Below are 19,482 nucleotides of genomic sequence, written 5' to 3'. Positions count from 1 at the left end.
AGCTTGAGCAAGCGAAAGCTAGCTCAAGCTTTATTTGATTATTATTTATTTTTCAACCTTCACTCTTCTTCTTTGTATAAAAACTAATATCCCACCTGTAATGAAAACAACCACACCAACCAAAATCCAATTGTAATTAGTCGTCGCAGTTGAAGGAAGCTCCTCACCTGATTTCGCAACAGGTCCAGCTACTGGTCTATCCTTAACGTCTGGCCCCGGTCCTTTGTTGGGGTCTGACCCCTCTCCTTTATCTGCGTCTGGCTCTGTTCCTTTATCTGGGTCTGACCCCTCCCCTTTATCTGCGTCTGGCCCTGTTCCTTTATCTGGGTCTAACCCCTCCCCTTTATCTGCGTCTGGCCCCTCTCCTTTATCTGGGTCTGGCCCCGGATCTGGATTAGGTGTTGTTTCGTTGACGAGGATGACCGTGCCACCGTTGTTATTTGATGGAATGGTGATTGTGACTTCATTGTTTTTGTTAACTGTATATTTTTTATTGTTATATAGGTCTGTAAGCTTTGTATTTACTGGAAAATCCACAGAGATTGTTGCTTGTTTATCAGCTTTTGTTGTATTTAATCCGACTAGGACTTGCTCATCGTTGTATTCTCTTGAAAAGACAAGGTAGTCTTCTTCATTACCTCCAGCAACCTTTTCGCGATTACCTTTAGAAAATACTTTTGAATAATCAGCACGAATGTTCAGTAATGTCGCATAATGGTCGTGAAGATCCACTGCCTTTTCGTCTTTCGTTTCAAGAAGCTCCCATGGCATATCTTCGCGGTTTTGGCCAAACTTTAATACTGTTTCGCCTTCCTTCTCCCAATCTGCCTTACCAGAGTTCCCTAATTCCTCACCATAATAAATAACTGGCTGCCCTTTAGCTGTAATTTGTAGCGCTGATGCTAGTTTTAATTTTCCAACATCTCCATTTACATACTCTGTTAAAAAACCATTTTGGTCATGACTACTTAAAAATTGTCCCATAGTAGCAGAATTACTTAAAAATTCATTTCGTTTCTGTAAATATTCCTCAACTTGGTCAATGTCACCGTTAACAAATGCTTTTGCTTTTTCTTTAAACTCAAAGTCTAACAGCGAATCCATTTGACCTGTCCCTAAATAGCCGCCATCATTCGTAATACCTGCTCCCCAATATTCACCAATCATTTTAAAATTCGGGTTCATTTTTGTTACTTCATTTTTTAACGCTTGCCATGTAGCTGGCTCAACATGCTTCACTGTATCAATTCGGAAAAAGTCAATCGTGTCTCCTCGGTCAGTTTTAGCCTTTTCTAGCCATGCCGTTTGCCAAGCAATGATTTTTTGCCTTACCTCTGGATCTTCTGTTTTAAAATCAGGAAGATTATCTAATTCTCCACGAACCGTTGGATCTTCATCAACCGTTCTAAACATCCCATTCAAGCTAGCGATTTCTTCTTCAGTTGGCAGGTTATTAGCATCTGCTTTCCAAGCTTCGTTAAACTCACCGTCCATACCATATCCAGCATGATTGACAACAACATCGAGCATAATCTTAATACCGCGATCATGTGCTTTTTCAATCAATTGTTGGAATGTTTCAATATCACCTAAATGCTCATCTAATTTGGTAAAGTCTTTTGCCCAATAGCCATGATAGCCATATTGCTTTGCTGCAAGACCATCTGCTGTGTTAAAATCTAATCCCTTATTAAAATCAATATTGTCAACAACAGGTGTAATCCAAATTGTATTAATTCCAAGGTCATCTAAATAGTCAAGCTTATCGATAATTCCTTGGAAATCACCTCCATGATATGCTTCAGCATGTGATGGATCATATTCCGCCCCGCCATTATTCGTTGGATCTCCATCTTTGAAACGGTCGGTTAGCATAAAGTAAATTCTTGCTTCATCCCAATCAAAGGCTAACTCATCACCAACTGCCTGTTTCGCTTTAACTGTTAGCTTTACTGTTTTCGTATGTGAATTTCCGAACTCGTCAATGATTGTTATCTTAAGCTCCTTCTCACCGGCTGTTACAGACTCATTGGCTCCAATCGAAATAGCCCCAACAGTTGGGTCAATATTCACTTTCTCTTTTCCACCGAGTGAAGCTAAGTTCACAAACATTTCTCTAATTCCAACTTGTTCTTTAGATGATGCTTTAACATTTAATACTGTATTTTCATCAAAGTTTATTTCGTTCATACTAAGATTTGCTTCAATTGTTACATCTGGTCGATTATACGTAATCACTGATTTTCCTTCTTTTGTATTTCTCGGGTCTGTTACTTCCGTTGTTTTGCCATCTTTTGTGACAAGGAATGAATATTCATGTGTCCCTTCAGTCAATCCCTCAAGCTTGTATGAAAAATACTCATTTTCCTTGCTATATTCCATAGGATATTCTATACCAGCAATTTTCACTTTCACTTCTTCAATGTCATCCATTTTGTCTTCTTGGAATAATTCATCATCACGATAATAGAACGTTACATCACCGTCTTGGAGGACAGGACCATTAACTGATGGTATCACGGTTTGACCTGGAACTCCTGCCACAACCGTTACCTTTGTCATTAAATCATCTCGATTTATGACAACTTGATGATCATCACTGTCTGGCGAAACTTTAGCTGTATTCCAATCAGTTCCTTTACGGATTAAAAAGCCAATTGATTCTGTTTCAGGAGCAATTTCTACATTTGCAATCGCTGTATCACCCTCAATTGTTGTAAAATCTATCTGGTCATTTTTCACTCCAGTGTTCCAAACCCATACATTCCACGCACCAAAATCCCCAGTAAAATCACCATCAGGTCTTACATATTTAATCCGGACATATCGTTTTACATTTTTCTTAATCGTCATTTCAAAAGAAGCAGAAGCATCGCCTGATCTTGCAGTAATTGTAACAGTTCCAGGCTTCAAGCCCGTTACTTTACCAGTTCCATCAACAGCCGCAACAGATTCATCAGATGACGTCCATGTCACTTTCTGCCCAAACATATTTTGGTCATATTGATCTTTAATTGATGCTGTTAACTGTGTCTCATAGGAAGCAAATACGGAATCATTTCCTGATATTTGAATCTTATTTGGAACTAATTTATCAACAGTTACTTTAATTTCTGCTATTGCATTGCCCGCCTTCACTGTTATTGTTGCCTCCCCTTTTGCAACAGCAACTACCTTTCCATTCGTAATCTTTGCAACTTTTTCATCCGATGATTGCCAGTTAATTTCTTCCCCTAGCATCACACGACCCTTTTGATCCTTAACATATGCAGATAAACGTTTTGAATCCTCTGGGTTCAAGGCAAGAGTATCAGGATTTACTTCAATGCTTGTCGGCTTTGGCGTATATTCAGCCTCCTGCTGATCGTATAACACCATCATCGAAAGACCTTCAACAGTTACTTTAGCTCCATTTACAACTCGGATTGTTTCAGTTCCTGCTGCAGTATGATCGACAACAACATTCCAATTTCCATTGTGCGGTAAAGATATATCTTTTGCCTCTTTGTTTGCATTATAAATAACAACAATATTTTTCCACTTATCATGATTAGCATAATCTGCTAATTGATAGGCAACAATGTTATCATTTTGTTTAAAAACGTTAAGATGTTTTTCTATCTCCTCTTTCTCATCCATTTTAAAGGCTGAATGAGATTTTCTTAATTCAATTAAACCTTTGTAATACTGAAAAACAGGTTGATATTCATCCTTTAGTTCCCAGCGAATTTGGTTAATACTATCGGGGCTCTTATAGCTATTGTGTTCACCATATTTACTTCTAAGCATTTCCTCTCCTGCATGTAAAAACGGAACACCTTGAGCTGTTAAGACGATACCATTAGCTAGTAAACTACGTTTTACCCATTCATTGTCTAAAACATTATCCTCTGTTATGACAGCATGTGGATCATACGATGGATCATCATGCTGACTGTCTTTTCCTGCAACTCTCATTAGCTTATCCCATAGATTTAAATTATCATGTGCTGTGACGTAATTAATAGATTCAGAGGAACGATTTGTAAAATCATTTGTTGCTCCTTCTATCCCTTTTACAAGATCAGCCTCTTTACCAGATGCGCCTGTCGCAAAGCCTGTGCCTGCACCATCACTGTCACCTTTAATTGCTCCACGGATATTATCATTAAAAACTGCATATCCTTGGTCTTTTTGCGAGCCTTTCACATTTTGTAATGCAGCTGGTAGACTTGAGGAACCGCCTGTCCATGGTTCCCCGTAAATCAACATATTCGGGTCAACCTGCTCTTTTAATTCCGTTGTGATTTCTTTCATTGTCTGTTTATCAATCAAACCCATTAAATCAAAGCGAAATCCATCAATCCCATATTCATTTGCCCAATAGTGGACAGAATCTTTAATAAATTTTCTTACCATTGGTCGTTCTGACGCAACTTCATTTCCGGTACCAGACCCATTTGTAATCTTTCCATAATCATCAGTACGGTAGTAATAACCTGGGACAATTAAATCGAATGGAGAACCACCTTCTAATTGTGTTGCTTCATTCATGTATGTATGGTTGTAGACAACATCCATCACGACACGAATCCCATGGTTATGAAGAGCTTGGACCATTTGCTTGTATTCTTTTATTCTACTAACTGGATCTTGTGGCTTTGTAGAATAAGAGCCTTCTGGAACATTAAAATGAACCGGATCATACCCCCAATTAAATTTAGCCTCTAAAGAATTTGGATCATCGACAGTCAATTCATTAACTGAACCAAAATCATAAGTTGGGAGTAAATGCACATAGTTAACTCCTAATTCCTTTAACGAATCAATCCCTGTTTTTACACCATTTGGACCTGTTGTACCTGTCTCAGTAAATGCCAAATATTTCCCTTTCTGTTTTATTCCTGAATTGGCATCAATCGAAAAATCTCTAACATGCAATTCATAAATGATTGCATCATTTTCTGAGACAACAGCAGGTTTATTAAACGGATCAAAGCCTTCAGGATTCGTGCTCGCTAAATCAACAACAACAGATCTTTGACCGTTCGCAGATGTTGAACGCGCATAAGGATCTACCGCATAGTTGACTGTTCCATCTGCAAACTCAACTTTATACATATAATATTTATTTTTTAAATTCTCATTTACTTCAATTGACCATACACCATTTGGAGCTCTATCCATCTCCGTTTCTTGTCCATTTGTATGATCTGTTACGAAAGCGCCTTCATAACTTCCTGCATTATCATAAACTGCTAGACTGACTTTCGAAGCTGTTGGAGCCCAAAGTTTAAACGTAGTTTTCGTCGGGGTATACGTATACCCTAAATCATCTCCATCATAATAAAACTGCTCATGATTTAATATATTTCGCATAATAACCTTTGTTCCTAAAGAGTCCCCTATACTCACCTCATAGATTTTTTGTACATCTATGTCTTCTTCTTTATCTACTATTAACTTTACCTTATGTTCATCAATTGTTTGAACTGTTGTTTTTATCGTCTTATTAGCCTCTTTATCTACTAAAGTGAAATGTTGATTTTCAAAAGGTTTATTTGTTGTAACAAGAATTTCATTTTTTGCATCCATTAATGCTGATTGAACTGTAATTGGTTGTGGGGAATCAATTGTAAATACTGAATTTCCGTTATTTTCTTTATCGTTTAACGGATCAGTCGTCGACTTATCCCAGCTACGGTTGTTAAGAAGAAATTTGTATTCATATGTGCCGGGTTTTAAGTCGGATAGCGTAGTCGAAAAAACTCCATTCTTTTCTGTCATTTCTACAGCAGAAGCTACATCCCAATTATTGAAACTACCAACGAGATAAACTGCTGTTTCACTTGACTTTTTATAATGAAATGTAATTGTCCCGTCCTCATGAATAACAGGGCTCGTTAATTTCTCAATCGTAAAAACAGAGTTCCCATCCTTCGTATTTGGATTCAGTGGGTCTGTTGTCGATTCATTCCAATTTCGATTGTTTTGGATAAATTTATACTGATATTCTCCTGCCTCCAATTCAGGTAGCGTAATGGAAAATACCCCATCTTTTTCAGTCATTTCATATGCTTTCGATAAATCCCAATCTACGAAACTTCCAATTAAATAAAGATTACTTTCACCATTACTAGCATAATTGAAGGTAACACTGCCATCTCCGTTAATAACTGGACTATGAATCTCAATTAATTCGTTTCCTATAGAAACAAGTGAATTGCCATTTCTACTATTTGGATTAGAAGGGTCTGTTAGCCATTTGCCGTCAACTATAAACTTGTATTCATAGGTTCCAGTAGGTAATTCCTTTATTATTTCCCAGATTCCTTCTTCCTTTTCCGTTAAAGCTAATGCTCCTGCCTCCCAATCTGTAAAACTCCCAGCAACTTTTACAGATGTTGCTTCCCCTTCATAACGAAACGTTACATGCCCATCACGAACCTCTGGACTTTTTACTTCAGCGTTAACAATTGAAAAAGGATATGCGCCTGTAAATACTTGAAGAAGCAATGTAATGACCATTAGAAACGATAACACCTTTAACACTTTTTTACTCAAAAATCTCCCTCCTTTGACATAATTAAATTTAGGAAAACGTTTGCACAAAAATAGTATAAAAGAGAATAGCCAACTTGAGATATCTCTAATTTTAAATAGTGAAAGCGTTTTCCTTATTCATAATTAGAATATCATCATCATATTTAATAAGCAATAGTTAACCCATTTCAAATTTAGGAAGATTATTAGCTTTTAAACACATTCTCCATACATCCCTTTACTTTGACATACAAACCATTCATATGTTAGAATCCTCCATATTTATAGAGTGAACCCGAGTATATAGCAATATAGAATAGGAGAGATACGATGAAGACATATTCTATTAGTGAAGCAGCAACCGAATTACATGTCACAGCATATACATTGCGTTACTATGATAAGGAAGGGCTATTACCTTTTGTTGAACGTACACCAAGTGGCCAACGTTTTTTTAAAGAATCCGATATTGCCGCTTTAAAGGTCATTGAATGTTTGAAATCCACTGGTATGCAAATTAAGGAAATAAAGACCTTCATTGATTGGTGTACTGAAGGAGATAGGACATTACAACAAAGATTCGACATGTTTATGGAAAGAAAAGCTACGGTAGAAAAACAAATGGAAGAACTAAAAAAAACAATGGAGCTTATTGATCATAAATGTTTATACTACAAAACGGCGTTAGATGCCGGAACCGAGGAAATTCATAAAAATGGAAAAATAGAAATTCCTGTTACTAACTAATACAAGAGCCACCTTTATTCATTAAAATAAAGGTGGCTCTTCCCTTTTTTATTCATAATCAATTATATGACAAAACTAATGGTATCTCACCTGATCGAGTTGCCAATGTCGTAGCATTCGCGATTGATCAGCCTGAAGATACTAATGTCAATGAGTTTACAATTGGACCAACAAATCAACCTTGGTAATAATTATAAACTAAGAATTATTCATTATCTAAAGCTTAGCTGTTGAGAAGATCTCGACAGCATTTTAATTTTTTTCATTATTCTCTTAACCATCTTCCATCTATTGTTTAAATACTATCCAAAATAAACTCTCAAATTAATCAATCTAAAAGTATGTATCCACAAAATGTTCATACCGCCATTCATCGAAATTAAATAATAGATACAACTAAAGTGAATGTTACCCTTCCTTATATGGTAATAATATGAAACATAAGGAGGGGTTAAACACATGGAAAATACAGCAATATTTTTAGACAGAGATGGAGTCATAAACGAAGTCCTAACTAAAAGAGTTAAATTTGTAAATAAACCCTCTCAGCTTCATTTTTTACCAGGTGTTCCTGAAGCAATTAAGAAATTGAATGAAGTTTTTGATTATGTTTTGTGTGTCACAAACCAAGGAGGTATTGGTCTTAACTTCCTCCGTGAATCTCAGCTACATGCCATACATGACCATATGATAAGTGAATTGAAAAAAAGAGGGGCATTCATTCATGATGTTGCATATTGCCCTCATAAACCGAAGGCAGGCTGTGAGTGCCGTAAACCTCAGCCAAAAATGTTAATCGACATGGCTAATAAATATAACATTGATCTTAGTCGTTCCTATATGGTGGGAGATAATTATACTGATATACAGGCTGGGAAAAAAGCAGGAACAAAAGGAGTTTTTATAGGAGAAAGTGAGCCACTTGCAGATGCAGTTTTTCCTGATTTATTAAGTGCTACAGATTGGATCATCAAGGATTCTAAAAATTCCTCCTTCCAGGAATGATTCAATGCTAGATTTCTTTATAGCTTTCTGCATAAAGTTGCATCTATATCCAAATGATATCAAAAGAATAAGTCACTTTTAAGTTAGAAAAAAGCATCCTATAATTCCTTCCCATGTACCCTTACCCTTAGCCATCAGTCAAGCTTTAGTTGATCGAGCTAGATAAAACTTAGTCCAATAATAGATTTTTATCGATAATTAAAGGATGAATCACGATGAAACCTATGCTACCTACACTACATCAGGAAATACCCACTGGTTCTGATTGGGTTTATGAAACGAAATATGATGGATTTCGCGCCATCCTTACAATACAAGAAAGCTCGATAAGCTTAATGAGTCGAAATGAGAAGCCACTTCACAACCAATTCCCGGAAATTATCAATGAGGCAACAAATATTCGTGAGCAATTACACCCCTTTTTACCAATCACTTTCGATGGAGAAATCGTTTTTCTTACATCCAAACATTTTTCTAACTTTGAGCAATTACAAATAAGAGGACGTTTAAAAAGCAGTGAAAAAATAAAAGAGGCTCAAGCTAAATTTCAATGTAAATATGCTGCATTTGATTTACTTGAGGTGAATGGTCAGCCGATAACAAACGAAACATATATTGAGAGAAAAGAAAAACTTAAAAATATTTTACAAAAGATTCATGCTCCAATGGAAACAGATCCTGCCACAACACATTTAATTCAATATGTCCCATTTACGGAAAGTTATCAGCAATTATGGGAAGAGATCCGACTCGAGGATGGAGAAGGAATTATTGCAAAGCATAAAAATAGCAAATGGGAAAGTGGAGCACGAACGAAACAATGGTTAAAAATAAAAAATTATAAGCAAGCTAGCTTTTTTATTACAGGATATGATAAGGAAAATGGTTATTTTCATGTTGGGGTCTATAAAAATGACGAGATTTACCAAGCAGGTGCTTTTTCCCATGGAATGACTAGTGAAGAACGGGATTCACTTATTCAAATTATGAAACAAAATAAACAAAATGAGTCGGCTTCATTTATTAAAATGAATCCAGCAATCGTTGTTGATCTTCAGTTTATTTCACTATATAAAGGTCAGCTTCGTGAGCCATCATTCGTGTCATTTCGATTCGACCACACTGTTGAAGAGTGCACGTGGGATCAATTAATTATTTCAACAGCACCAGTTCATCGAGAGGTTCAATTCACCCATCTTCAAAAACCATTGTGGGAAACAGCTGATGTGAAAAAGGAAACGTTTATTAGCTATCTTTTACAAATTTCAGACTATATGCTTCCATTTATAAAAAATCGCTTATTAACGGTTATTCGCTTCCCTCACGGCATGTTTGGAGAAGCATTCTATCAAAAAAATTGTCCAGAATATGCTCCAAGCTTTATTCAAACAGTAAAGCAGGAAGAAATCGAGTATATCGTTTGTAATGATGTGTCGACATTGTTATGGCTTGGAAATCAGCTTGCGTTTGAGTACCATGTACCGTTCCAAACAGTTGATACACATATGCCAACAGAAATCGTCTTTGACTTAGATCCGCCTTCTAGAGACTATTTTTCATTAGCCATCAAGGCAGCTAACGAAATGAAACAAATCTTTGAGCAATTTCAGCTGCAAACATATCCGAAGCTCTCAGGAAATAAAGGTCTGCAAATTCATATTCCTTTAACAAAAAATTCGCTTAGCTATGAAGAAACTAGGATATTTACTGAATTCATTGCCGAATTTCTTGTTAATAGCTTTCCAGATGATTTTACAACAGAACGTTTAAAAAAGAACCGTGGAACCAGATTGTACATCGACTACATCCAACATGCAGAGGGAAAAACAATTATTGCTCCCTATTCATTACGAGGAAAAAAAGAAGGTGCGTTTATCGCCGCTCCGCTATTTTGGCACGAAATAAACGACAAGCTTTCAGTTGAGCAATTTACAATGGAGAATGTTCTAAATCGAACTAAAACGTTAGGCTGCCCATTTTCTGATTACTATCATCATCCACAGGATAGCCAATTGCGGACAATTATTCACGATTTAAAGCAGCTTTCAAACAACCATAAGTAAGCGTTACCACTAAGTGATTTACCAAACCCTTAGTGGTAACGGTTACAAATAAAATCATCTAAAGAGCAAATGCTGACTATGTACACCAGCTTTTTTTAATAATGCTTTTAGCTGAACTTGTTCCTCTGGTGAAAGTCCTGAAAATGCACGGGCAATCCGAATTGCATGAATTGGATAAATTTCATCTAGATAGGCCTGACCTTTATCAGTTAATTTTGCATAAACAGAGCGCTTATCTTTCGGATCTTGCTCACGATAGATAAACTCATTTTTTTCAAGCTTATCAATTACATACGTAACATTTCCACTTACTAATAAAAGTCGTGAGCCAATTTGTTGCAGTTTTTGTGGTCCCCTCGTATATAGCAATTCTAATACTGCAAACTCTGTTGGGTTAAAGCCATGCTCTTTGCTATCGCGAATGGAATGCTCAGAAACACTTTTGAAAGCCCTTGCAAAAATACGAAACAAATCTAAAGCATTTTGTAATTCTTCTTCCGTGTATTGTTTCATCTCATCGCCCTCTTATTAAAAAATTCATTTTTGTTTAATTCTACTATGATTTTATCAAAATTTGAAGGTTTTTCCTGACAAATCCAAGAAATAGATCATTTATTTTTTTAAAAAAGCGATATTGACGGGGGTTACTATGAGAAAAACAATTATTGAATCGCTAAAAAATATTGAAGCAGAAGAAAAAATAGCTGTGCTTTTAGCTTGTGAATCAGGAAGTCGTGCCTGGGGTACCCAATCACCAAATAGTGACTATGATATTCGATTTATCTACATACATTATTCAGATTGGTATCTCCAACTATTTGAACAGCGCGATGTGTTTGAAAAAACAATTCCCCCAACTATCGAGCTTGTTGGCTGGGACTTAAAAAAGGCATTAAAACTTTTATACAACTCAAATCCAAGTTTATTGGAATGGATCCATTCGCCGATTATTTATCGAAGTGATGATGCGTTTTTAAAAAAACTAAAGAATTTATCACAACAATTTTGCTCGATTCCTAGTTTGCTATACCATTATGTTCATATGGCTAAGAAAAATTTCCAATCCTTAAACAAGGAAAGAAATCGTACACCAAAACGATACATAAATTGTATTCGACCGATTATGATGTGCTTATCGCTTCTCAATGGTTCAGGTTTCCCTAATGGAACAATTCAGGAACTTTTTCTTAACAATGTTGATGATAAAAAGCTCTTGGCTCAATTTCAGTCATTACTAAAAGTAAAAAGTGAGGAGCAACATTTATTCTCTTCGCAAGAGCTAGATAAATTTATTCAAGAATCGATATTTTTCCTTGAAGATAAAATGAAAAAAATTCATTTTCGTAATAAACCAAATGTAGATTCATTAAATAATTTTTTTATTAATATGGTAAAACGATATTCATAATCAAGAGCGAAGAAGCCCATTAATTTGCTGTATTAGAGCTTCTTCTCTTTACTTGCGGAACATTTCGATAAAAGTAGTTGTACTCATCTTTTAGTTCTGTAAGAGTCATTTTATTTAAAACCTGTGAATTGTACACACCAATCGCAAGTAATTTCTGTGAATAATAATTTCTTTGCTCCTCAAGTGCATTCTGTAACATTTTGCTCATGAAAGTCATCTCCATTTTATTATTTTCCTACTATTTACCTTACAGTAGAAATGTTAGTTGTTGGTTAAGGCAGTGTTAAGATTCTCTTTCAACATATTAATTTTTGTTAAAAGAGTTAACAGTGTCTTTTTCTTCAATTGTAAAATGTACACATAAGTCTGCTAACAGCAATCACTATCCTCCTTCAACTGTTAAAAGGATGAACAGCAATGAAGCTTTCTATACTTCTTGTTTAAATTTATGGTAATTCGGCGAAAATAGTTTCAATGACGCAAGGAGTTGAAACGATGAAAATACGTGTAGTTTCTGTTGAAGAAATAGGTAATAAAACGAAAATTTTCTTTTTAAATGAAACTGAACCAAAACCATTACAGTTATATATGGCAATAACCGATCATTTATCACTCGAATTATTAACAGTTTTTAATTTAGATACAAATCAATTCGAAGATGTCACTACTTTATTCACTAAAGAGTATTTACAAAACCTCAATGATCTCCTTTTAGTAGATGTATCCCCTGTAAAGCAATCTAAAGTGCTATAAAAAGATCGTTTCATCACTACCCCCTTTTATTACTTCTCATATTAATATTTCTCACATAATAATTCACACATCCTGTCATTATTCCTAACATCATTTTTGAAACCGACTTTCTTTGTTAGATTTTATAACATTATTGAAGTTTTTTCTGACACATTAAAGTATACTAATATCAAGAATGTTTCTTTAAAGGGGTGGAGTTATGAGTCAGCAGGACCGCTCTTATAAGGATAAAAAGGTCATCTCAATTGGGACAGTTAGTGAGTTAACCGGTTTAACCTTAAGACAAATCCGTTATTATGAGGAAAGAAAATTAATTGCTCCATATCGTAATGACAGAGGAACAAGGAAATACTCATTTAACGATATCGAGACCTTAATGGATATTGCTGATAAACGTGAAGATGGTGTCCAAACAACTGAAATTTTAAAAGAAATGAGATTAAAAGAAAAGCAGCGTGAAAGTGAAGCAGATATGAAGAAAAAGATGCTCCAAGGCCAATTGAATGCACAATTTAGATATGGACGAGGAAAATTGTAACACCCCTTTCCAAGGACCCCTTATATAGTATTAGTTTCTACTAATAGTATGTATAGGGGTCTTGCCATATTCTATCCCCCTCTTTTTTGCTTTTTCCCCAGATCTTTTCCCCCATAACATTTTACCTAAAAACATTATTCACCAACAAACAATCGACAATCCTCGTATTTTCGGATGTTTTTTTATTCATATGAATCTCAAAATATTGCATCTATCAAGGATTTAAATGACTAAATATAGTAATTCCATCAAAATTTTATGAAAATTGTAAAAAAAATGCTCCGAAACCCTTTACAATAGGAAAAAATATCCGATAATAGAATTACTAGGGCTTTTCCACCTAGTAAAGCTAAGAGCGAGGTGGTTTTTGTGAAATCTATTGATGCAAAAATTGAAGAGTACCGAAAGAAAATGTTTGTTATCGCAAAAGAAAACGGTATAGAATCGCATCTCACACTAATTGCAAGCCAAAACCTTGACGAGCTACTTAATATTAAAATGAATGAAAGTCACCAAAATTTATTTCATAACGAGTGTAAAGAAATATAAAATAAAGACAGCGATTACATCAATAAACAATTTGCTTATTGATGTATTTTTTTGGTCATTTGGGGACAGTCCCCCATTATAGGAATTGGAGTGATTAAAATGTCAAATGAGAAAAAAATTGTTTGGCTTAGTAAAGGTTTACCAAAAACATTGACACATAAAGGGAAAGAATACCGTTCTGGAATAGCGAAGGATCAGACAGAGCAATTAAACATAACCTTTGAGAAAATAGTTGATGATGATGTCGAAAATCATGAATATCACGGTGGCAAAGATAGAGTTATTTGTGTTTATCCTTATGAGCATTACCATTTTTGGGAGAGTACTTACGGGAAATCATTACAAAAGGCAGCCTTCGGGGAAAACCTTACAACAGTTGGGATGAAAGAATCTGATGTATGCGTAGGAGATGTTTATCAAATAGGAGATGCAATTGTTCAAGTATCACAAGGAAGGTTCCCTTGTGCGACAATTAATAAGCACACACATATTCATACCCTATTAAATAAAATGATTGAACTCGGCTATACAGGATATTTCTTTCGCGTATTAGAGGAAGGAACGATAAATACGCAATCCAAGATAAAGCAATTAATCCAACATCCTATGCAATTATCTGTTGCGACAATCCATGAAACATTTTTTCATACAAAGGAATTATCTAAAATCGAAACGATTTTGTCTGTTGCTGAGTTATCAAACGAATGGAAGGTTCGGTTCGAAAAGCTCTATCAACAAGAAAAGCAAAAACAACTCGGTTAAAATTAACTAGCATGGAGCAAATGTACCACGCTCCCTTCCCTCCATTTTTCATAAAAAACATAGAAAAATAAAGATCATCTTCATAGGTACATAGCTTCATATTTATTTTTGGGACAAAGAATGTATTGACTGGATCCATCGATATGCTATAGTAAAAACAGAAATGAATATATTACCAATTTCTACTAGGGGAGTCCATAAGCTTGGACTGAGAGAAGAACGCGCAATTTAAGTTCTTTGACCCTTTGAACCTGATCTGGATGATACCAGCGTAGGGAAGTAGCTGCAGTTGAAAAAGGAGCAGTCTATCTTTTTCAATATTAATGCTTACATCCAACGGGTTCTGAATTTTTTCAGAACCCGTTTTTATTCCCCTCAATTGGTTATCTGTAAGATCATCCAATCCATATTTTAGGAGGAAAATGATGAAGATTACCATTAAAAAACCATTTCCAGAAAGCAAGAAAGTGTACATCCAAGGAAGCACCCCAGATATTCGTGTTCCAGTTAGAGAAATTAGACAGAGTAAAACAGTGCATTCATATGGCGAGGAAATCAATCCACCTATACGGGTATATGACACTAGTGGACCTTACACAGATATGAATGCTGCAATTGATATTCGTAAAGGGTTACCAAAAGTTAGAGAAAATTGGATTCTTAATCGTAATGATGTCATTAGATATAACGGTCGTACGATTAAGCCTGAGGATAATGGGTATAAATCAGCTAGTAAGCAATCAAATATTGAGACCTTTCCATCCCAAGGCAGTAAGCCACTTGTTGCAAAAGAAGGCAAACGTGTCACCCAGCTTCATTACGCCAGAAAAGGAATCATTACTCCTGAAATGGAGTTTATTGCAATAAGAGAACAAATGGATGCAGAATTTGTCCGCCAGGAGGTTGCAGCAGGACGTGCAATTATCCCAGCAAACATTAACCATCCTGAAAGTGAACCAATGATAATTGGAAAACATTTTCATGTAAAAATTAATGCGAATATTGGAAATTCCGCTGTAACCTCATCGATTGAAGAAGAAGTAGAAAAAATGACATGGGCAACACGTTGGGGTGCAGACACAATTATGGATTTATCAACAGGTAAGGATATACATACAACAAGAGAGTGGATTATTCGCAACTCACCTGTTCCAGTTGGGACTGTTCCGATCTATCAGGCATTAGAAAAAGTAAATGGAATTGCCGAGGATTTAACATGGGAGGTATACCGAGACACTTTAATAGAACAAGCTGAGCAAGGGGTTGATTACTTTACGATCCACGCTGGTGTGCTATTACGCTATATTCCTCTAACTGCAAAACGGACAACTGGAATCGTTTCTAGAGGAGGTTCAATTTTAGCACAATGGTGTCTTGCACATCACAAGGAAAATTTCCTGTATACACACTTCCACGAGATATGTGAAATCCTTGCAAAATACGATATTTCAATATCTCTAGGCGATGGATTACGCCCTGGCTCAATCGCAGATGCAAATGATACGGCACAGTTCGCTGAGCTTGAGACATTAGGTGAACTAACGGAAATTGCTTGGAAGTATGATGTTCAAGTCATGATTGAAGGTCCAGGTCATGTTCCAATGCACTTAATTAAAGAAAATGTTGAAAAACAACAGGAAATTTGTAAAGAAGCACCTTTTTATACATTAGGACCATTAACAACCGATATTGCCCCAGGGTATGACCATATCACTTCTGCGATTGGTGCTGCAATGATCGGCTGGTTCGGAACAGCAATGCTCTGTTACGTGACACCAAAGGAGCATCTAGGATTACCAAACAAGGAAGATGTTCGCGAAGGTGTTATTGCCTATAAAATCGCTGCACATGCTGCTGATCTCGCAAAAGGACATCCCGGTGCCCAAAAAAGAGACAACGCCCTCTCTAAAGCAAGATTTGAATTTAGATGGCACGATCAATTCAATCTATCACTTGACCCAGAGCGTGCACGTGAATACCATGACGAAACATTGCCTGCAGAAGGAGCAAAAACAGCACACTTTTGTTCAATGTGTGGACCTAAATTCTGTTCAATGAGAATTTCACATGATATAAAAGAACGGACATTAGAGCAATCGGAATCTGAATTAGGACTCATCGAAAACGGACTCCGAGAAAAAGCAAAGGAATTTGTCAAAGGTGGTTCTGCTCTATATCGTTAGCTTATAACATTAAGAGGGCTATATTTAGTCCTCTTTTTTCCTATTTTCATAGAAAAATGGATCTACCCCGATTCGATCTATAGTTCTACCTTTAAAACGATGATCATGTTTTGGTTTATCATCTGCAGCATACCAAACTCCACCGTGTTGAATATCTAACGGTTCATCGTAATTAAAATACGTCCTTTCGTTAAATTCATGATAATGACTACCATCAGGTAACGGAATGGCCGGACCAGTTATTCCGTAATAACGATGATAATGGTTATTTTCAAAAGAGGTAATCCCTTGAAAACGGTGGACATGCTTATCAAAGCTATTACCATTTACATTTCGTGTAAACCCTTTAATTACATGAAAATGCCCCTTATCTTCTGTAGTTCTCACGTATATCCGATGGGCATGATGCGGCTTAACGGTGTAATTAAAATAAGTCACTGTTTCCCCTCCCTTATACTTCTTACTATGCAAAAATTAGTTTATTGTGAAAAAGTTGATCAATGATTTGATAGTATAATTATTAAATAACAACCCTCGCAAATTGTTATCAAATGGCCATTTTTTAAGTCAAAACTTTAGAGCCTCAAAATTTTATAGCTTTCTTAAATGACTCCACATTAACACCACTCGTATTTTTAAAAAAATTTTGCTAGAATTTAAATGAAACCTTTTATTAATATATCCGTATAGTAAGATAGAAATATGATAGATTTTGAGGAGGAGTTTTTACATCATGATAAAAAAATTATTATCAGCAATGCTCGTTATGACTCTAGTATTCACACCAGTTGGTGGATTTTTACTAGGAGATCACATAACAACAGTTAGTGCAAAAGGATATAAATCTGGTAAGAAATCATTTAATTCAAACACAAATAATAACTCATCTTTTTTCAAAAAGGATGACACACAGCAAAAATCTTCGACGATCACAAAAAGTAGTAAAACTACTAAATCTAAAACTGGAAGCATTATGAAAGGCTTATTTTTAGGTGGACTAGCTGGGTTACTACTAGGTGGATTATTAAGTAATCTTGGTATTTTAGGCTCGATTATTGGATTATTTATAAATGTGATTGCGATTATCGCTGTCATTGTTATTATTCGAAAACTATTTACCTTCTTTAAAAAGAAACGTAAAGAAGAGGAAGATTCAGTATGGGGAAGATAAAAATAGCTGAGCAGGATATTGTCAATGCCCTTTGCCTTCATATTGCTCATAAAAGACAAATTACGCCACAAGAAGTTGAAATTGAGCTTATTTATGATGATGATTACGGCTTTTCAGCTGAATCATATGTAAATGGTAGAAAGCAAATTCTTATTACAGCTAATATTATCGAAGCATTGCGATATTGGCTTGATACAGTTATGGAAATTGATCCTTATTCAGCAGCTCTTGAGCTTGTTTTGGATGACGAAGAAGGAATTATTGCATATGCGGATTAAAGACGAGTGGCTTTTGCCCTCGTTTTTTGCTAATTAAGATAAGAAAAGAATAAAGGAATGTTGTTATGCGTTCAATGAAAGTATATATCATCGGCTCAATCGTAACAGATATCATTTTAATCGGTTATCTTTTTACCCTATTGGACAGTATTGGAATCGGATTTTTCCTTCTTTTATCAATACTATTGCTTGCTGGCTCCTTTTTATCAGTCTATTTTATGAAAAAAAATTCGTAAGAACTTATAACCAAAAGAGAGTGACTCAAAAAGTTCAGAACCTTTTGAGTCACCCTCATTCATTACCAATTTTAATAAGTCATATCTGATTGTACATAATAATAAAGTAAATTAGCTGTATGTATCAATGAAGAAGTATGCGTTCTTTCAAACGCATGTGATGCATCAATTCCTGGTCCGACTAAGCCGTGAACAATATCATTTCCTGAACGAATTGCAGCAGATGCATCTGAACCATAATAAGGGTAAATGTCCACTTTATAATCGATATGATGCATACGAGCCAGATTTACGAGCTTTTTTCTAAGACCGTAATGGTAAGGACCACTCGCATCTTTGGCACAAATTGAAACCGTGTATTCATCTGTTGCTTGTCCATCACCGATTGCTCCCATATCAACTGCTAGATACTCAACCGTCTCTTTAGGGATATTTGAATTTCCACCATAGCCAATCTCTTCATTATTTGAGATGAGAAAATGAGTTGTATAAGGTAATGAAATGTTTTCCGTTACAATTTGTTTAATAAGATTCAATAAAATAGCAACACTTGCTTTATCATCTAAGTGGCGCGATTTAATAAAACCAGTTGGTGTGATTTCTACCCTTGGGTAAAATGAAATAAAATCTCCTACCTCAATTCCTAGCTTGCGTACATCGTCAGCATTTTTCACGACAGCATCAATTCTTACTTCGATATTTTTTTGATTTCTCTCTAATTTCCCAGCATCTTTATAAACATGAACAGATGTTTGATGCATCAAAATCGTCCCAGTATAGATATCTCCATTTGCTGTTTCAATTTGACAATATTCACCTTCAATGGAGTTATACTGGAAGCCTCCAATAAGATCGATCATTAATCTTCCATTTGCTTTAACCTCTTTAACCATTGCCCCAAGCGTATCGACATGAGCTGTTAACATTCGCTGCTTCGTTGTATCTTCACCAGGCAAGGTAATAATTAACCCTCCCTTATGATTCCGCTTCATTTCAACATGTAAATCTGCTACATATTTCTCAACATATGATATAACGTTTTCCGTATTTCCTGATGGGCTTGGAATCTTAACCAATTCCTTTATGAGTTGAACAATTTCATCGCTCGTATTCATAGACAAGCTCCTTTCAATTACTAAAAACAAGATAATATCATTTTAACAAAAAATATCGAATACCACATACTTTACGAAAGCTTTCATAATTTAATAATCTCAATCAGCTATTCAAAAAATAATTGGATAATCAAACCAATAGTGGGAAATAT

The 19,482-nt window shown here is 35.5% G+C and carries 17 protein-coding genes, 1 pseudogene and 1 riboswitch; of the genes and pseudogenes, 13 read left to right on the top strand and 5 right to left on the bottom strand.

Features of this window, described 5'->3' with window-relative positions:
* Window positions 1-45: 45 nt before the first annotated feature.
* Window positions 46-6,543 (bottom strand): type I pullulanase, encoded by a 6,498-nt coding sequence (pulA, locus tag ACTJJ9_RS11175; protein ID WP_145581825.1) that lies wholly within the window; start codon window positions 6,541-6,543, stop codon window positions 46-48.
* Window positions 6,544-6,852: 309 nt separating this feature from the next.
* On the opposite strand from pulA, the gene ACTJJ9_RS11170 reads away from it, so the two are divergent.
* The 4 genes and pseudogenes from ACTJJ9_RS11170 to ACTJJ9_RS11155 all read left to right on the top strand — a co-directional run bounded on the left by ACTJJ9_RS11170 (window position 6,853) and on the right by ACTJJ9_RS11155 (window position 10,337).
* Window positions 6,853-7,269: a MerR family transcriptional regulator gene (locus tag ACTJJ9_RS11170; protein ID WP_145581823.1), complete on the top strand. Its 417-nt coding sequence runs from the start codon at window positions 6,853-6,855 to the stop codon at window positions 7,267-7,269.
* Between the two features lie 71 nt (window positions 7,270-7,340).
* Window positions 7,341-7,457 (top strand): annotated as a pseudogene (locus ACTJJ9_RS11165) (oxidoreductase); the annotation flags it as partial.
* A gap of 271 nt (window positions 7,458-7,728) precedes the next feature.
* Window positions 7,729-8,274, top strand: coding sequence for an HAD family hydrolase (locus ACTJJ9_RS11160; protein WP_145581821.1), 546 nt, complete (start codon window positions 7,729-7,731; stop codon window positions 8,272-8,274).
* A gap of 215 nt (window positions 8,275-8,489) precedes the next feature.
* A complete protein-coding gene (locus ACTJJ9_RS11155) occupies window positions 8,490-10,337 on the top strand; it encodes a DNA ligase D (protein ID WP_145581820.1) in 1,848 nt (615 codons plus the stop codon).
* 54 nt (window positions 10,338-10,391) lie between these two features.
* Here the strand turns inward: ACTJJ9_RS11155 and ACTJJ9_RS11150 are convergent, their stop codons facing one another.
* Window positions 10,392-10,850 carry a MarR family winged helix-turn-helix transcriptional regulator gene (locus ACTJJ9_RS11150; protein ID WP_095301504.1) on the bottom strand — a complete coding sequence of 153 codons (459 nt, stop codon included), beginning with the start codon at window positions 10,848-10,850 and terminating at the stop codon, window positions 10,392-10,394.
* 136 nt (window positions 10,851-10,986) lie between these two features.
* Between ACTJJ9_RS11150 and ACTJJ9_RS11145 the strand changes: the two genes are divergently transcribed.
* Entirely contained in the window at window positions 10,987-11,745 is a 759-nt protein-coding gene (locus ACTJJ9_RS11145; protein ID WP_440768660.1) for a nucleotidyltransferase domain-containing protein, read from the top strand.
* A gap of 19 nt (window positions 11,746-11,764) precedes the next feature.
* On the opposite strand, the gene fbpA is transcribed toward ACTJJ9_RS11145, so the two are convergent.
* Window positions 11,765-11,953, bottom strand: a complete 189-nt coding sequence (gene fbpA / locus ACTJJ9_RS11140; RefSeq protein ID WP_095301502.1) for a Fur-regulated basic protein FbpA — start codon at window positions 11,951-11,953, stop codon at window positions 11,765-11,767.
* Between the two features lie 287 nt (window positions 11,954-12,240).
* Between fbpA and ACTJJ9_RS11135 the strand changes: the two genes are divergently transcribed.
* From ACTJJ9_RS11135 to thiC, 5 genes are all read left to right on the top strand, one after another.
* Window positions 12,241-12,498, top strand: coding sequence for a hypothetical protein (locus ACTJJ9_RS11135; protein WP_095301501.1), 258 nt, complete (start codon window positions 12,241-12,243; stop codon window positions 12,496-12,498).
* A gap of 199 nt (window positions 12,499-12,697) precedes the next feature.
* Entirely contained in the window at window positions 12,698-13,036 is a 339-nt protein-coding gene (locus tag ACTJJ9_RS11130; RefSeq protein ID WP_095301500.1) for a MerR family transcriptional regulator, read from the top strand.
* 369 nt (window positions 13,037-13,405) lie between these two features.
* Entirely contained in the window at window positions 13,406-13,585 is a 180-nt protein-coding gene (locus tag ACTJJ9_RS11125; protein ID WP_095301499.1) for an aspartyl-phosphate phosphatase Spo0E family protein, read from the top strand.
* 99 nt (window positions 13,586-13,684) lie between these two features.
* Window positions 13,685-14,347, top strand: a complete 663-nt coding sequence (locus ACTJJ9_RS11120) for an MOSC domain-containing protein (RefSeq protein WP_095301498.1) — start codon at window positions 13,685-13,687, stop codon at window positions 14,345-14,347.
* Window positions 14,348-14,524: 177 nt separating this feature from the next.
* Window positions 14,525-14,642, top strand: a riboswitch (TPP riboswitch).
* 130 nt (window positions 14,643-14,772) lie between these two features.
* Complete coding sequence (gene thiC, locus ACTJJ9_RS11115; protein ID WP_370877225.1) at window positions 14,773-16,530, top strand: phosphomethylpyrimidine synthase ThiC; 1,758 nt, start codon at window positions 14,773-14,775, stop codon at window positions 16,528-16,530.
* 24 nt (window positions 16,531-16,554) lie between these two features.
* Here the strand turns inward: thiC and ACTJJ9_RS11110 are convergent, their stop codons facing one another.
* Window positions 16,555-16,968 (bottom strand): YmaF family protein, encoded by a 414-nt coding sequence (locus ACTJJ9_RS11110; protein WP_145581815.1) that lies wholly within the window; start codon window positions 16,966-16,968, stop codon window positions 16,555-16,557.
* Between the two features lie 295 nt (window positions 16,969-17,263).
* Between ACTJJ9_RS11110 and ACTJJ9_RS11105 the strand changes: the two genes are divergently transcribed.
* The 3 genes from ACTJJ9_RS11105 to ACTJJ9_RS11095 all read left to right on the top strand — a co-directional run bounded on the left by ACTJJ9_RS11105 (window position 17,264) and on the right by ACTJJ9_RS11095 (window position 18,215).
* Complete coding sequence (locus ACTJJ9_RS11105) at window positions 17,264-17,701, top strand: hypothetical protein (RefSeq protein WP_307190531.1); 438 nt, start codon at window positions 17,264-17,266, stop codon at window positions 17,699-17,701.
* Window positions 17,689-17,979 (top strand): YxcD family protein, encoded by a 291-nt coding sequence (locus tag ACTJJ9_RS11100; protein ID WP_095301495.1) that lies wholly within the window; start codon window positions 17,689-17,691, stop codon window positions 17,977-17,979. Before ACTJJ9_RS11105 ends, ACTJJ9_RS11100 begins: the two co-directional genes overlap by 13 nt.
* 65 nt (window positions 17,980-18,044) lie before the next feature.
* A complete protein-coding gene (locus tag ACTJJ9_RS11095) occupies window positions 18,045-18,215 on the top strand; it encodes a hypothetical protein (protein ID WP_170944407.1) in 171 nt (56 codons plus the stop codon).
* Window positions 18,216-18,286: 71 nt separating this feature from the next.
* Here the strand turns inward: ACTJJ9_RS11095 and ACTJJ9_RS11090 are convergent, their stop codons facing one another.
* Window positions 18,287-19,330: a M42 family metallopeptidase gene (locus tag ACTJJ9_RS11090; RefSeq protein ID WP_145581814.1), complete on the bottom strand. Its 1,044-nt coding sequence runs from the start codon at window positions 19,328-19,330 to the stop codon at window positions 18,287-18,289.
* Window positions 19,331-19,482 lie beyond the last annotated feature (152 nt).

This window comes from Metabacillus sp. 22489, assembly GCF_052044855.1.
In the GTDB taxonomy this organism is placed as follows: Bacteria; Bacillota; Bacilli; order Bacillales; family Bacillaceae; genus Metabacillus; species Metabacillus niabensis.
Note: the sequence above shows the minus strand (reverse complement) of the source record. Positions and strands in the feature narration are given on the sequence as shown.

Coding starts and splice junctions, on each gene's coding strand:
- ACTJJ9_RS11170 (WP_145581823.1), top strand. CDS start 6,853: ATGAAGACATATTCTATTAGTGAAGCAGCAACCGAATTACATGTCACA.
- ACTJJ9_RS11160 (WP_145581821.1), top strand. CDS start 7,729: ATGGAAAATACAGCAATATTTTTAGACAGAGATGGAGTCATAAACGAA.
- ACTJJ9_RS11155 (WP_145581820.1), top strand. CDS start 8,490: ATGAAACCTATGCTACCTACACTACATCAGGAAATACCCACTGGTTCT.
- ACTJJ9_RS11150 (WP_095301504.1), bottom strand. CDS start 10,850: ATGAAACAATACACGGAAGAAGAATTACAAAATGCTTTAGATTTGTTT.
- ACTJJ9_RS11145 (WP_440768660.1), top strand. CDS start 10,987: ATGAGAAAAACAATTATTGAATCGCTAAAAAATATTGAAGCAGAAGAA.
- fbpA (WP_095301502.1), bottom strand. CDS start 11,953: ATGAGCAAAATGTTACAGAATGCACTTGAGGAGCAAAGAAATTATTAT.
- ACTJJ9_RS11135 (WP_095301501.1), top strand. CDS start 12,241: ATGAAAATACGTGTAGTTTCTGTTGAAGAAATAGGTAATAAAACGAAA.
- ACTJJ9_RS11130 (WP_095301500.1), top strand. CDS start 12,698: ATGAGTCAGCAGGACCGCTCTTATAAGGATAAAAAGGTCATCTCAATT.
- ACTJJ9_RS11120 (WP_095301498.1), top strand. CDS start 13,685: ATGTCAAATGAGAAAAAAATTGTTTGGCTTAGTAAAGGTTTACCAAAA.
- thiC (WP_370877225.1), top strand. CDS start 14,773: ATGAAGATTACCATTAAAAAACCATTTCCAGAAAGCAAGAAAGTGTAC.
- ACTJJ9_RS11105 (WP_307190531.1), top strand. CDS start 17,264: ATGATAAAAAAATTATTATCAGCAATGCTCGTTATGACTCTAGTATTC.
- ACTJJ9_RS11100 (WP_095301495.1), top strand. CDS start 17,689: ATGGGGAAGATAAAAATAGCTGAGCAGGATATTGTCAATGCCCTTTGC.
- ACTJJ9_RS11095 (WP_170944407.1), top strand. CDS start 18,045: ATGCGTTCAATGAAAGTATATATCATCGGCTCAATCGTAACAGATATC.
- ACTJJ9_RS11090 (WP_145581814.1), bottom strand. CDS start 19,330: ATGAATACGAGCGATGAAATTGTTCAACTCATAAAGGAATTGGTTAAG.